Genomic DNA, 13,303 nt, shown 5'->3' on the forward strand with positions numbered 1-13,303 from the left:
CTGGTTAAGCACCTGCTGATTTTAACGCATCAGCTGATTCTAAAGAAGGGATAACTCGATTTCGGGCAGGGTTGGCGCCACGGTCCAAGGCATGTCTGACCGTTCCGGCGCGGGATGTTTTGACCGAAGGCGATGGGCTTTCTGCCCGCCGCGTGCTGCCTTGCCTGCGGCCGGTTGCGCCGTCATTCTGGGCGGGAGAGTCAAGGTAATCGCGCAGGAAGATGATGAGCAATCTTGCCTACAAGATCGACATCCTGGTGATCGGTGGCGGTCAGGCCGGGCTTTCGGCGGGTTATCATCTGCGGCGGCTGGGGCTTGTGGGTGGCCGCGGCTACCTGGTTCTCGACAAATCGCCGCAACCGGGCGGGGCGTGGCAGTTCCGCTGGCCATCGCTGACCATGAAGACGGTCAATCGTGTGCATGACCTGCCCGGCATGGGTTTTGCCGAGGTGCTGGATCCCGGCCAGACCGAGGTTCGCGCGGCAGAGGCCGTGCCTGCCTATTTCAGGGCTTATGAGAAACGCTTTCACCTGCCGGTTTATCGCCCGGTCACGGTGCAGATGGTCTGCGGGCGTGGCGACCGGCTGCGGGTGGAAACCGATCACGAGACCTTCTCGGCGCGCGGCATCATCAATGGCACCGGCACCTGGGATGCGCCGCAGATCCCCTATTATCCGGGTCGCGAACTGTTTCAGGGTCGCCAGATCCATACGCATGACTATCACGTGCCGGGCGAATTTGCCGGTCAGCGGGTGGTGATCGTAGGGGCGGGGATTTCGGCCCTGCAGATCCTGGACGAGGTGTCGCAAGTCGCTGATACAATTTGGGTGACGCGGCGGCCGCCCGAATTTCGCGATACCGACTTTACCCCCGAAGACGGCCGCGCCGCCGTCGCGCGGGTCGAGGAACGGGTACGGCAGGGGCTGATCCCCGGCTCTGTCGTCTCGGTGACCGGCATCCCGCGCAGCCCGGCCATCAACGCGATGGATGCGCGCGGCGTGCTGAACCGCCAGCCGATGTTTTCCGAAATCACCCCCATCGGCATCCGCTGGCCAGACGGGCGCGAAGAAGCGGTGGATGTCATCATCTGGGCCACGGGTTTTCGCAGCGCGCTGGATCATCTCGCACCCCTGCAACTGCGCGAGGAGAACGGCGGCATTGTCATGACCGGCCGGTTGGCGACGCAGGTTCAGCGCGATCCGCGCGTGCATCTGGTCGGCTACGGACCTTCCGCCTCGACCATTGGGGCGAACCGAGCCGGGGCTGCGGCGGCGCAGGAACTGGTCGACCATCTGGGCCTTGCGCCTGCTGAACCGCAATAGGGGACAATCATGTCGGATACTGTGATCGAAAACGTCGCGGAACACCGCTTTGAACTGCCGCTGGAGGGCGAGGATATCGCCGCCGCCTATTACCAGATCGACGAGAACGGCAATCTGGTGCTGACCCATACCGAGGTCCCGTCTGAATACGGCGGGCGAGGGATCGGCACCAAGCTGGCGACCGGCACCTTCGACCTGATCCGGGCCTCGGGGCGCAAGGCGGTGTTGCGCTGCAGCTTCATGCAGCGCTTCTATGCCACCCATCGCAACCATGACGATATCGTCGTCGGCTGAGGCCTAGCCGTTCAGCGCATCGCAACGGGCCGGTGCCGGGTGGGGCGATTCCCCGCCGAAATGGGCCACGATGCCGGCTTCTTGATGGCAATGAAATTCACCCCTGGGTTGAGACAGCGCCATGCTTTGGCGGAGTCGGCGCCCAATCGGATTACGTCCCGGAATCGCGGTGCCGTTGCGGCAGGCACGGTTGGCAAAAATCGCAGGCCAATAAGCTGACTTTCGCCGATGACGCGTTAACCATTTATAACTCACTGTATATATTAAATTATTCTTGATGTGCACAGCAATGAAAGTTGTGGACACACCGAAATTCGGTGAGCATTATCAACCCAAACAATAAACGTATCGAACAAGATTCACAGCGCCGACCACTCGTCGGCGATGCCGGACTTTTGCATTCTTGACTATTCAGGGTTGTTTTAAGCAGGGAGCATGGAAGATGCCGTCTTCAACTCAGACCAGCACGCAATGGTGGATTAACGACCAGACGCCGGACAATCCGTTCGGCAAAAGCGACGATTATGACGCCTTCCTCGATTATCTCGGCGCCCTCAATCGCAGCCTGACACCGGCCATCGCAGCCAACCCGCTGCGCATCAACGTCACCGAGCTGAACGACCACCCCGATTACAAGGCTGCGGCCATTGGCGCGCTGACGATGTGGTCTTCGGTCACGCCGCTGCAATTCGAGATCGTCGATGATGCGCCTTGGGATCCGACGACGGACTGGATGCAGGTCGTCAGCCCCGAAATCGGCGAGTCCAGCGACGGAAGCGCCTATTCCAGCAACCGCTTTGTCAGTGTCGGCCAGCGTTTCCACGATACCGAGGCCGAGACAGATATTGGCGGCTATATTTTCGACACCTTCATCCATGAATTCGGCCATGAATTTGGCCTGAACCATCCGGGCCTGTACAATTACAGCGGCCCGGGCGGCGTCCAGATCAACTATCTGAACAACGCCACCTGGATTTATGACCGCCAGCAATACAGCGTCATGTCATATTTCGATGGCATCGACGTGGGCGAGGATACCCGCTGGTCGGCATCAACCCCGCTGATGGCCGATATCGAGGCCACGATCCGGCGCTTCTTCTCGACCGTGGATGCGGACGGGGTGCGCACCTATCAGACCATCGACCTGAACACCGGCGATAACACTTATGGCTTCAACAGCAGCCAATATGGCTATCAGCTGACCTCGTCAGGGCTGCAGCATGATATCGGATTCGTCATCCACGATACCGGCGGTACCGATACGGTGGACTTTTCCGGCTCGACCGCGGGCACGATCCTGGATCTGCGCGCGGGCCAGTTTTCCAGCGTGAACGGGCACAGCAACAATGTCTCGATCTTCGCCGGCCATAATGCCGATCAGACCGAATATTACGTTGAAAACGGCATCGGCAGCGATTTCGCCGATGTGATCATCGGCAATGATGGCAACAATACGATCGACGGCCGGGGCGGCGCTGACAGCATGGCCGGCTATGGCGGCGATGACACTTATTTCGTCGATTCCGCCGATGACATCGTCCGCGAGGAGGCCAATGGCGGCAACGACACCATCATCGTGCTGAACAGTGGCGTCCGGCTGGGCCGCGTCGCCAATGTCGAGAACATCATCTATGTCAACGGCACCGCTACACCGCCCGCCACGACACCCACGCCGACGCCCACCAATCCGGGCGGCACGCTGGGCAGCGTTCTGGTTGGCACCAATCAGGGCGACACGTTGGACGGTGGCGCTGGTGGCAATACCATCCTTGGGCTGGATGGCGATGACCTGATTATCGGCGGGCGCGACTCGCTTGCCAGCCGCGACATCAACAACACCATCGACATTGCCGATCTGGAAGACCAGACCGAAAGCGACGATGGCAATGACGCCCTGTATGGCGGGCGCGGCAATGACACCATCATGGGCGGGGCCGGCGATGACCTGCTGGACGGCGGAGCCGGCGATGACGTGCTGCGCGGTCAGGATGGGGTTGATATCTTCCGCGGCGGTGCGGGCACCGATACTGTCGATTTCAGCATGGAAAGCCCCTTTCAGCTGCTGGTGAACCTTGAAACGAACGTGGCCAATGGCGGCACCGCCACGGGCGATACCTTCTTTAGCATCGAAAACCTGATCGGCTCGGATGACCGCATCGACCGCTTTATCGGCACAGACGCCGACAACCATTTCTGGGGCCGGGGCGGTGGCGACGTCTTCAATGGCCGCGCTGGCGATGACATCCTGGATGGCGGCAATGACGGCGACATCCTGTATGGCGAGGACGGTAATGACACGCTGATCGGCGGCGCCGGGCAGGACTATCTTGACGGCGGGGCGGGCATCGACACCGCCGTTTATGCCGGCAGCGTGGCCGGGGTCACGGTCGATCTGGTCAACGGTACTGCCAGCGGTGGCGACGCCGATGGCCCGGTCCAGATCGTCGGGCGTGGCACCACCATCCGCCACGATATTCTGGCAGGGATCGAGAACGTGCAGGGCTCGTCCTTCGACGACTATCTGATCGGTGATGGCAACCGCAACGAACTGTCGGGCGGCGCGGGCGATGACCGGCTGGCGGGCGGCGCAGGCGCCGATATCCTGCGCGGCGGCGCGGGCAGCGATACCGCCGATTACGCCGATGCAACGCGCGGCGTGAACCTGAACCTTGCGCGCGGCAGGTCCGAGGGCGACACCTATTCCTCGATCGAGAACCTGGCCGGTTCGGGCCACAATGACCGGCTGAGGGGCGACGGCGCCGCCAACACGCTGACCGGGCAGGGCGGCAATGACGTCCTTCGCGGTGGCAATGGCGACGACGTGCTGCAGGGCGACTTTGCCTATCAGGGCGAACCGCTGCCGACGCCCGGAATGGGCACGGGCTATGCCACGCTGGGGCCGGATGCGACCAATAACTCGATGGCGACGGCCTTCGATATTTCGGACAACTTCTCGTTGACGGCGGACCCGAATATCTTCGATTCGACCACCGTTCTGCACACCACGGTCAATGCCACCGGCAACGGTCAGGGCGGATATTACAAGATCGACCTAGCGGCGGGCACGGTCCTGTCCATCGACATTGACGGCATCGCGGATCCCAATGTGCATGACAGCTGGCTGCGGCTGCTGGACAGCGACGGCAATATCGTTGCGCAAAACGACGATGGCGGCGGTGATCCCGGTTCGACCTCCACCCGCGATTCCAGCACGGTCTTTGTCGTGCCGGAAACCGGCACCTACTATATCCTCGAAGGCCGCTGGGATCCGGATTCGCCCGACCCCAGCGGCTGGTCGGAATCGGTCCCCGACGGATCAACCTATACGCTGAACGTGTCGGTTGATTTCCCGGTCGCGCCTGCCGCGCCGGGTGTGTCGGGCAATGACCGGCTGGTGGGTGGTCGCGGTGCCGACCTGCTGGATGGCGGGCTGATGGCCGATACCCTGATCGGCGGCGCGGATGAGGATTCCTTCCGCTTCTCGACCGAACTGGGGGCCGGCAATATCGACCGGATCACCGATTTCGACGTGGACGAGGACCTGATCCTGCTGGATCTGCGCATCTTCACCGAACTGGGTGATGAGGGCGCGCTGAGCTTTGGCAGCTTCCACGGAAGCTCGGCCGGGACGGCGCAGGACGCGGGTGACCGTATCCTCTATGATACCGACAGCGGCGCCTTGTCCTATGATGCGGATGGCTCGGGGGCAGAGGCCGCGGTCCAGTTCGCCCGGCTGGCCAGAAACCTGTCGCTGTCGAGTGACGATTTCTGGGTCGTCTGAGCGGGTCGGGGGGGCGCAGGCCCCCCGCCTAACCGCCGGGCTGGCAACCACATAAGGGAGTTTCGATGAAGCGCATGACCGACCGCCGCACCATCCTTCTGGCCGCCGGCACCACGGCCGCCGCCGCCGTTGCAAGCGGCGTCGTCGCGCAATCGCCCGATATTCGCGGCACCGTCACCTATGAGGGCGGCGCGCCGATCCCGAAGGGCCGGATCAATCTTGCAATCGAGGGTGCCGCCGTCGCCAAGGCCGCCGGCAGTGCGACCCAGATGGACAGCGACGGAAAGGCCGGCGCGGTCGAGTTCTCGATGTCGTTGCCAGCGCGCGCAAGCGCGGCCCCCACCGAGATCGTGGCCACGCTGGAACGCGCGGATGGCTGGCTGTTGGCGCGCGGCAGCGCCCCCTTCACCCCGGGCGAGCCGGTGGCGATCACCATGTATGCGGTGATGTACTGACGCCCGCGCGCCCTTCAGACGCGCGTTTCGGCGGCGCCGCGCCGCGCCCCGAGGTATTTTGGCAATGAAGACGGGATGACCAGCGGCGTCCCCGGCGCGGCATGCGCAGCCAGCCAGATCAGGTTCGCGCGCGACATCGCGATGCAGCCTGCGGTCGAAAAGCCGGGCCTGCGCCACTGATGCAGGAAGATGGCAGAGCCGTGGCCGGGCAGCGCCAGCGGCCAATTCCAGTCGGTCGTCAAGATGATGTCATAAAGCGGATCAGCGCGGCGCAGCCGTTCATGGCTTGCGGCCAAAGGCGCGCGGGCGTGGAGGTTATAGGCCGGATGGGCGCTGTCGTCGCACCACAGATCGCCGGGTCCGATGGGTCGCGCCCAAGGGGCCGGGGGTGGCAGGCGGTCGGGGCGGAACCACAGCTCGGCGATGTGCAGGGTGCCTGCCGGGGTGGCGCCGTCGCCCTCGCGCTTGGTTGTGGTGACGCCGCCCCGGCCGATGCTGCAGGGGATCCTTCGGTTCAGGAAGCGCAGCCCCTGCGGGGTCAGGGTAATCGCGCTCACAGCAGATGCCCGGATTTTTCCGCCTTGGTCGCCAGATAGCCCTGATTGAAGCGGTTCGTGGGCAGGATCAGCGGGACACGCTCGACGACCTCGATCCCGTGGGATTGCAGCATCGCCACCTTGCGCGGGTTGTTGGTCATCAGCCGGACCCGCTTGATGCCCATTTCGCGCAGGATCTCGGCGCCGATGCGAAAGTCGCGCTCGTCATCCTCGAAGCCCAGGCGGTGGTTGGCCTCGACGGTGTCAAATCCCTGATTTTGCAGCGCATAGGCGCGCATCTTGTTGGCCAGCCCGATGCCGCGGCCTTCCTGATTGAGGTATAGCAGCACGCCCTCGCCCAGTTCGCCCATGGTCGCCAGCGCGGTATGCAGTTGCGGCCCGCAATCGCATTTCAGGCTGCCCAGCACGTCGCCGGTGAAGCAGGCCGAATGCAGGCGCACCAGCGGGGTGGCGTCGCGGTCCGGCTCTCCGATTTCGACCGCGTAATGTTCGATGCCGCCGTCTTCGGGGCGGAAGATATGCAGCCGCGACCGGACCGAGGATTCCAGCGGCAGGCGCGCCGCCGCGACCGGATGCAGGATGGATTCGGCGGCGAGTGTGTCCAGTACCGTTGCGGCGGGCAGGCGGGGCATGCCTTCGGGCGCGGGGACTTCGACCATCAGCATCGCCGGCAGAAGTTGCGCCGATTTCGCCAGCGCGATGGCCGCCAGATGTGGCGCGGTATCGCCGCCGCGCAGGGTGCGGAAGGGGCCTTTCAGCGGCGACATCATGTCGGCCGATGGATCGGCCACATCGCGCAGCCAGGTCAGACCGGCATCTTTCGGGATCTCGATCCGGGCCAGATCGCCGTCATAGGCGTGGGCCTTCAGCGTCTCGGCCCGGCGGGCAGTCACCGCCAGAACGGGCGTGCCAAGCGCGCAGATAGCCGCCAGCCGGTCGGGACGCAGGGTTTCGACCGAGGCCGCGATCCAGCCGTCAATGGCCACCGCAAGCCCCATGCGCAGGTCGGCGCGGGCGCGGAAGATCTGTTCTTCAAGGGTCGGAAGCAGGCTCATCTTGAAACAAACTGAAACATTTGGCCGCCCTTCGACAACAGCGCGTGAGGATTTCGCAACATCGCTGGACGCCGCGGGCGTGGGGCCTCAGCTTTGCGCCACAACGCCAAAGGAGGCAAGAGCATGGCCGGACTGAAAAAGATTCTGCTGGTGGACGATGAAGAAGACCTGCGCGAAGCCCTGGCCGAGCAACTGGTCGCAACCGAGGATTTCGACGTGTTCGAGGCCGGCACCGGCGCCGAGGCGGTCGAGCGCAGCAAGGCCGCGATCTTCGATCTTGTGGTGCTGGATGTCGGTCTGCCCGACACCGACGGGCGCGAGCTGTGCAAGCGTCTGCGCAAGCAGGGCGTCAAATGCCCCATCGTCATGCTGACCGGGCACGATACCGACGCGGACACGATCCTGGGTCTGGACAGCGGTGCCAATGATTACATCACCAAGCCGTTCAAGTTCCCGGTCCTGCTCGCCCGGCTGCGGGCGCAGCTGCGCACGCATGAACAGTCCGAGGACGCGATCTTCCAGCTTGGCCCCTATACGTTCAAGCCGGCGATGAAGATGTTGGTCGACGAAAAGGATCGCAAGATCCGACTGACCGAAAAGGAAACCAACATCCTGAAATACCTGTATCGCGCGCAGGATGGCGTGGTCGCCCGCGATGTGCTGCTGCACGAGGTCTGGGGCTATAATGCCGGTGTCACCACCCACACGCTGGAGACGCATATCTATCGCCTGCGCCAGAAGATCGAGCCCGATCCCTCGAACGCGCGGCTGCTGGTGACCGAAAGCGGCGGATATCGGCTGATCGCATGATAGCGACGAATCGCAGGGAACCGGTTTCGCCGGGCGGGGTTATCCCCACGAAGCCCAGTGGCCGGGGATGCGGCCACACCCTCCCTGTCTCGACTGGCCCCGGCGGAATGCCGGGGTTTCTTTTTTCTCGGCTCAGGCCCGGCGCGTCAACGTTTGCGCCGCCTGTCCAAGGATCAGCATTCCCGCTGCGCCGATGATCCCGGCGGCGGTGCGGTTGATCCGCGCCAGTGCCGTGCTGCTTTTCATCATTCCGCGCGCCTTCGCCGACAGCACAGCATAGGGCGAAAGCACCGCGAACAGGACCAGCACCGTCAGCAATGCCAGCAGGCTCCATTCCGTCGGATGCACCTGTCGCAGGTCCAGCACCGCTGGCAGCAGCGCCATATAGAAGATGATCGTCTTGGGATTGCCGAGGGTCAGCGTAAAACCCGCCAGCATCGACCGCAGCCCGTCCTGCGACCGGGCGCCCTGGGCGCGGACAATGCTGGCATCGGTGGTCCAGAACTTCCATGCCAGCCAAACCAGATAGGCCCCGCCCATCAGCTTGATGACCAGAAGCGCGCCGGCAAAGACCTGCGCCAGCGCGGCCAGTCCGGCGACTGCGACGGTCAGCCATGCGACATCGCCAAGCGCGATTCCGGCCAGGAAGAACATGGCCGGTCGCAGCCCGTTGCCAAGCGCCTGACCGACCAGTGCCGCCACGCCGGGGCCGGGAATGGCCGCCGCCACGGCAAGTGCGGCCGCATAGGAAAAAAGAGGGGTGAAACTGTCCATGTGGCGACCCTGAGATCGGTGAATGGGCGCATATTATCCGAGAGTTGCGGGCCGGCAAGGCGCTTTGGAACTGCACTGGCAGTTGCGAGTTAATGCGGTGAAGCCCAGTGATCGGCGGATACGATCACGCAACCTACCTTGTCTCTCTTTGCCCCGGCGTTGCGCCGGGGCATTTCTTTTCCGGGTGGGCTTAGCCGATCGCCCGATCCTTCGTCTCCGTCCTGACCAGCAGCAGTGCCACCGCCGCCAGCACGAGCAGCGCCGCGAAGACGCCGATGGCGAAGCCGAAGCCCTTGGCGAAGGCGAAGGTCAGCAGCGTCGGCGCGAAGATTCCGCCCAGCCGCGCCACCGCCGAGGCCGTGCCCATGCCCGTGCCGCGCAGGTTCGTGGGATACAGTTCGGGCGTATAGGCATAAAGCGCCCCCCAGCATCCCAGCAGCGCAAAGCTCATGATCAGCAGCGAGGCCGCGACCAGTGTCGGGTTCATCGACAGCGTGAACAGGAAGCAGGCAAGCGCCGAAAGCAGCAGGAAGCCCATCAGCGTCGGCCGGCGGCCCCAGCGTTCCACGCCATATGCCGCCAGTGCATAGCCCGGCACCTGCGCCAGCGCCAGGATGACCAGGAAGCCGTAACCGCGCACCCAGCCCATGCCCTCATTGGCCAGCCAGCCCGGCACCCAGACAAAGACCCCGTAATAGGACAGCGAGACCAGAAACCACACCGCCAGGATGCCGACCGTGCGCTTGAAAAGCCCCGGCGCAAACATCGACTGCGGCGCGCCTTCGGGCGGGGTGACAAGGGTCAGCGGGGTGTCGGGGGGCAGGGTTGGGCTGCCATTGGCGGACAAGACGCGGTTGACGACGCGCAGCGCCTCGTCCCCGCGGCCGGATTTCAGCAGGAACATCGGCGATTCCGGCACCCACAGGCGCAGGAACACCCCGATCAGCGCAGGCAGTGCCGCGATCAGGAAGATCCAGCGCCACGGTGCCGCGGCGCCATAGCTTGCCGCAATCCATGCCGTCAGCGCCACAACGATGGTACCCACGGCCCAGAAACCTTCCAGTATCACCAGCCAGCGGCCGCGGTTCTTCGGTGGCAGGAACTCTGCCATCAGCGCGTAATCGACGGGAAGGGTGCCGCCCACCGCTACCCCGGTCAGGAAGCGCAGGACCAGCAGCATCTCGAAGCTGGGCGCAAAGACCGAGGCGAGGCCAAAGACCGCATCCGCCGCCACCGTCAGCAGCAGGACATTGCGCCGGCCCCAGCGGTCGGCCACCCTGCCGAAGACAAAGGCGCCAACGAACATGCCCAGAAAGAACAGGGTGCCGATCTGCAGCGCTGCGGCCCGTTCCAGCCCAAAGGTCGCCGCGACCGAGGGCGCGGCAAAGCCCACCGCGATGACCTGCATGGCATCGGCGGCCCAGACCAGCCCGAATATGCCCAGCAGGCGTTTCTGAAATCTGCCGGCGCCGCCTTGCGCCAATGCCTCGTCGATGGTCATGCGCATCCTGCCCTTTTCGTCGGATGCAGTCTTGTAACGGCCAAGTTGCAGCAGACAAAGGGTAATCTTGCCGCACTCGACAGTCAGGGAATGTGTCGTTACGTTTTCGGCCCTGACAGAAAGGCTGCCCATGTTCACCATTGCCACCTGGAACATCAATTCGGTCCGTCTTCGCGCGGGGCTGGTCGAACGCCTGCTGCGCGAGGAAGCGCCCGACATCCTGTGCCTGCAGGAGATCAAGTCCCCCGTGGACAAGGTGCCGCTGGATGGGTTTGCGGCGCTCGGCTATCGCTACATGGTCGCGCGCGGGCAGAAGGGCTATAACGGGGTGGCGATCCTGTCGCGGCTGCCGCTGGAAGACGCGGGCGATCGCGACTATGCGGGGCTTGGCCATGCCCGGCATGTGGCCGCGCGGCTGGAAAACGGCGTTACCATTCATAACTTCTATGTGCCGGCAGGCGGCGACATTCCCGACCGCGAGGTCAATCTGAAATTCGGCCAGAAGCTGGATTTCCTGACCGAGATGCGCGACGCCTTTCATGCCGACAATCCGCAGCGCTCGATCATGGTCGGTGACCTGAACATCGCCCCGCGCGAGGATGACGTGTGGTCGCACAAGCAATTGCTGAAGATCGTCAGCCACACGCCCATCGAGGTCGAACATCTGGGCGCGGCGCAGGATGCCGGCAAATGGGTGGACATCACCCGCAAGGATATCCCCTCGGGTCTGCTGTATTCGTGGTGGTCCTATCGCGCCAAGGATTGGGACGCCGCTGACAAGGGCCGCCGTCTGGATCACATCTGGGCCACGCCCGATATCGCCAATGCCGGCCATGGCAGCCGCATCCTGCGCCCGGTGCGCGGCTGGGACCAGCCTTCGGACCATGTTCCGGTGCTGGCCAGCTTCGATCTGTAGGCGCCCCTTTCGCCGGGGCGTCTGACGCCCCATATTGGCCGCAAATCAATTTCGGAGAAGTTCATGCTGATCGGAGAAAATACCGAAAGCCCGCAGGCCGGCCAGTATATCAAGGACGTGACCGAGGCGACCTTTATGGCCGAGGTGGTCGAGCGCTCGATGGAAGTGCCGGTCATCGTCGACTTCTGGGCGCCGTGGTGCGGGCCTTGCAAGACGCTTGGCCCCATGCTGGAAGCCGAGGTGGCAAAGGCCAAGGGCCGCGTCGTCATGGCCAAGGTCGATGTCGACCAGAACCAGATGATCGCCGGCCAGTTGCAGGTGCAGTCGATCCCAACCGTCTATGCCTTCTACAAGGGACAGCCGGTCGACGCCTTTCAGGGCGCGCTGCCGCAAAGCCAGATCAAGCAGTTCGTCGACAAGCTGACGGCGCTGTCGGGCGATGACGGGGGCTTGGGCGAGGCGCTGGAAGCCGCCGAAACCATGCTGGCCGAGGGTGCATTCGATGATGCCGCCGAGACTTTCGAGGCGATCATCGGCGAAGAGGCCGAGAACGCCGAAGCATGGGGCGGGCTGATCCGCGCCCAGCAGGCGGCAGGCAAGGCCGATGACGCGGCCGAAACCTTGGCCCGTGTCCCCGCAGCCATCGCCGGGGCCGCCCCGGTCGAGGCCGCACGCGCCCAACTGGCGCTGGCGCGTCAGGCGGCAAGTGCCGGTCCGCTCGAAGAACTGCGCGCGAAGGTCGATGCCGATCCCGCCGACAGTCAGGCCCGTTTCGACTATGCCACCGCGCTGCACGCCGCCGGTCAGGTCGAGGAGGCCGTGGACCAGTTGCTGGAGGCCTTCCGCCGCGACCGCGAATGGAATGACGGCGCCGCCAAGGCGCAGCTGTTCACCATTTTCGACGCGTTGAAGCCGACCGACCCGATCGCGCAGAAGGGCCGGCGCAAGCTGTCCAGCCTGATCTACGCATGACGCGGCGCGGCTTCGATCTGCCGGAAACGCTGCCGCTGTTCGTGCTGCCGGGCGCGGTGCTGATGCCGCGCTCGCGCCTGCCGCTGAACATCTTCGAGCCGCGCTATCTGCAGATGGTCGATGATGTACTGCGCACGCCGCACCGGCTGATCGGCATGATCCAGCCGCTGGACGAATCCGGCAACACGTTGGCGCATGTCGGCTCTGCCGGGCGGATCGTGGGCTTTTCCGAACAGGATGACGGGCGCTATCTGATCTCGCTCGGGCAGGTGTCACGGTTCCGGTTGACCGGGGCCGAGCAGGGCTTTGCGCCTTATCCGCAGGGCTTTGCCGACTGGTCCGATTTCGCGCCGGATCAGGACGGTGCCGAACAGGACCCGGGCTGGAATCGCGCCGGCTTTCTGGACCTGATCCGCCGCTATATGGAGGTGCATTCGCTGTCGACCGACTGGGATGCAGCGGACGGGGCCGAGGCCGAGTTGCTGATCAATTCGCTGGCGATGGCTCTGCCGCTGGAGGTTCAGGACAAGCAGGCCCTGCTGGAGGCCTCGACCCTGCCCGAACGGCGCGAATTGCTGGAAGGGCTGCTGGAATACGAACTTCGCGGCGGCGAACATGACGAGGTGATGCAATGACATCCGAAATCCCCGACCGGCCGGCGCCGGAATTTGACCGCCACATGCTGGAAGCACTGGTTTGTCCGGTGACCCACAGCGTGCTGCATTACGACGCGTCGCGGCAGGAGCTGGTGTCAAAGGCGGCGGGGCTTGCCTTTCCGATCCGCGCCGGCATCCCGATCATGCTGATCGACGAGGCCCGCCAGATCAAGGCGGACTGACCCGGCAATTCGCTGATCTGACCGAAGA

At 64.1% G+C, this 13,303-nt stretch carries 13 protein-coding genes; 9 read left to right on the forward strand and 4 right to left on the reverse strand.

The window, feature by feature from the left end; all coding sequences use genetic code 11:
* Positions 1–224 precede the first annotated feature (224 nt).
* The 4 genes from G7044_RS10155 to G7044_RS10170 all read left to right on the forward strand — a co-directional run bounded on the left by G7044_RS10155 (position 225) and on the right by G7044_RS10170 (position 5,852).
* Complete coding sequence (locus G7044_RS10155) at positions 225–1,322, forward strand: NAD(P)-binding domain-containing protein (RefSeq protein WP_207630266.1); 1,098 nt, start codon at positions 225–227, stop codon at positions 1,320–1,322.
* A 9-nt stretch (positions 1,323–1,331) separates the two neighbouring features.
* Positions 1,332–1,616, forward strand: a complete 285-nt coding sequence (locus G7044_RS10160; RefSeq protein ID WP_166328556.1) for a GNAT family N-acetyltransferase — start codon at positions 1,332–1,334, stop codon at positions 1,614–1,616.
* Between the two features lie 442 nt (positions 1,617–2,058).
* Positions 2,059–5,397, forward strand: a complete 3,339-nt coding sequence (locus G7044_RS10165; RefSeq protein ID WP_166328558.1) for a M10 family metallopeptidase C-terminal domain-containing protein — start codon at positions 2,059–2,061, stop codon at positions 5,395–5,397.
* Positions 5,398–5,462: 65 nt separating this feature from the next.
* Positions 5,463–5,852 carry a hypothetical protein gene (locus G7044_RS10170; protein WP_166328560.1) on the forward strand — a complete coding sequence of 130 codons (390 nt, stop codon included), beginning with the start codon at positions 5,463–5,465 and terminating at the stop codon, positions 5,850–5,852.
* 14 nt (positions 5,853–5,866) lie between these two features.
* Here the strand turns inward: G7044_RS10170 and G7044_RS10175 are convergent, their stop codons facing one another.
* Both G7044_RS10175 and ribA read right to left on the reverse strand, forming a co-directional pair.
* A complete protein-coding gene (locus G7044_RS10175; RefSeq protein ID WP_328803836.1) occupies positions 5,867–6,409 on the reverse strand; it encodes a L,D-transpeptidase family protein in 543 nt (180 codons plus the stop codon).
* The gene (ribA, locus tag G7044_RS10180; protein WP_166328562.1) at positions 6,406–7,464 is read right to left on the reverse strand and encodes a GTP cyclohydrolase II; all 1,059 of its coding nucleotides are present in this window, start codon (positions 7,462–7,464) and stop codon (positions 6,406–6,408) included. Before ribA ends, G7044_RS10175 begins: the two co-directional genes overlap by 4 nt.
* A gap of 123 nt (positions 7,465–7,587) precedes the next feature.
* Between ribA and G7044_RS10185 the strand changes: the two genes are divergently transcribed.
* Positions 7,588–8,274, forward strand: coding sequence for a response regulator transcription factor (locus G7044_RS10185; RefSeq protein ID WP_166328564.1), 687 nt, complete (start codon positions 7,588–7,590; stop codon positions 8,272–8,274).
* Between the two features lie 132 nt (positions 8,275–8,406).
* On the opposite strand, the gene G7044_RS10190 is transcribed toward G7044_RS10185, so the two are convergent.
* Positions 8,407–9,048, reverse strand: a complete 642-nt coding sequence (locus tag G7044_RS10190) for a LysE family translocator (RefSeq protein WP_166328566.1) — start codon at positions 9,046–9,048, stop codon at positions 8,407–8,409.
* 190 nt (positions 9,049–9,238) lie between these two features.
* A complete protein-coding gene (locus tag G7044_RS10195) occupies positions 9,239–10,705 on the reverse strand; it encodes an MFS transporter (RefSeq protein ID WP_235931247.1) in 1,467 nt (488 codons plus the stop codon).
* Between G7044_RS10195 and G7044_RS10200 the strand changes: the two genes are divergently transcribed.
* From G7044_RS10200 to G7044_RS10215, 4 genes are all read left to right on the forward strand, one after another.
* Positions 10,680–11,465 carry an exodeoxyribonuclease III gene (locus G7044_RS10200; protein WP_166328568.1) on the forward strand — a complete coding sequence of 262 codons (786 nt, stop codon included), beginning with the start codon at positions 10,680–10,682 and terminating at the stop codon, positions 11,463–11,465. The genes G7044_RS10195 and G7044_RS10200 overlap by 26 nt on opposite strands.
* Positions 11,466–11,528: 63 nt before the next feature.
* A complete protein-coding gene (gene trxA, locus G7044_RS10205) occupies positions 11,529–12,437 on the forward strand; it encodes a thioredoxin (protein WP_166328570.1) in 909 nt (302 codons plus the stop codon).
* A complete protein-coding gene (locus tag G7044_RS10210; protein ID WP_166328572.1) occupies positions 12,434–13,072 on the forward strand; it encodes an LON peptidase substrate-binding domain-containing protein in 639 nt (212 codons plus the stop codon). Before trxA ends, G7044_RS10210 begins: the two co-directional genes overlap by 4 nt.
* Entirely contained in the window at positions 13,069–13,275 is a 207-nt protein-coding gene (locus G7044_RS10215) for a Trm112 family protein (protein WP_166328574.1), read from the forward strand. Before G7044_RS10210 ends, G7044_RS10215 begins: the two co-directional genes overlap by 4 nt.
* Positions 13,276–13,303 lie beyond the last annotated feature (28 nt).

The sequence above is a fragment of the Paracoccus xiamenensis genome, assembly GCF_011308835.1.
Lineage (GTDB): Bacteria > Pseudomonadota > Alphaproteobacteria > Rhodobacterales > Rhodobacteraceae > Paracoccus > Paracoccus xiamenensis.

Coding starts and splice junctions, on each gene's coding strand:
- G7044_RS10210 (WP_166328572.1), top strand. CDS start 12,434: ATGACGCGGCGCGGCTTCGATCTGCCGGAAACGCTGCCGCTGTTCGTG.
- G7044_RS10200 (WP_166328568.1), top strand. CDS start 10,680: ATGTTCACCATTGCCACCTGGAACATCAATTCGGTCCGTCTTCGCGCG.
- G7044_RS10170 (WP_166328560.1), top strand. CDS start 5,463: ATGAAGCGCATGACCGACCGCCGCACCATCCTTCTGGCCGCCGGCACC.
- G7044_RS10165 (WP_166328558.1), top strand. CDS start 2,059: ATGCCGTCTTCAACTCAGACCAGCACGCAATGGTGGATTAACGACCAG.
- G7044_RS10190 (WP_166328566.1), bottom strand. CDS start 9,048: ATGGACAGTTTCACCCCTCTTTTTTCCTATGCGGCCGCACTTGCCGTG.
- G7044_RS10215 (WP_166328574.1), top strand. CDS start 13,069: ATGACATCCGAAATCCCCGACCGGCCGGCGCCGGAATTTGACCGCCAC.
- G7044_RS10160 (WP_166328556.1), top strand. CDS start 1,332: ATGTCGGATACTGTGATCGAAAACGTCGCGGAACACCGCTTTGAACTG.
- G7044_RS10185 (WP_166328564.1), top strand. CDS start 7,588: ATGGCCGGACTGAAAAAGATTCTGCTGGTGGACGATGAAGAAGACCTG.
- G7044_RS10155 (WP_207630266.1), top strand. CDS start 225: ATGAGCAATCTTGCCTACAAGATCGACATCCTGGTGATCGGTGGCGGT.
- ribA (WP_166328562.1), bottom strand. CDS start 7,464: ATGAGCCTGCTTCCGACCCTTGAAGAACAGATCTTCCGCGCCCGCGCC.
- G7044_RS10195 (WP_235931247.1), bottom strand. CDS start 10,705: ATGTTCCAGGTGGCAATGGTGAACATGGGCAGCCTTTCTGTCAGGGCC.
- trxA (WP_166328570.1), top strand. CDS start 11,529: ATGCTGATCGGAGAAAATACCGAAAGCCCGCAGGCCGGCCAGTATATC.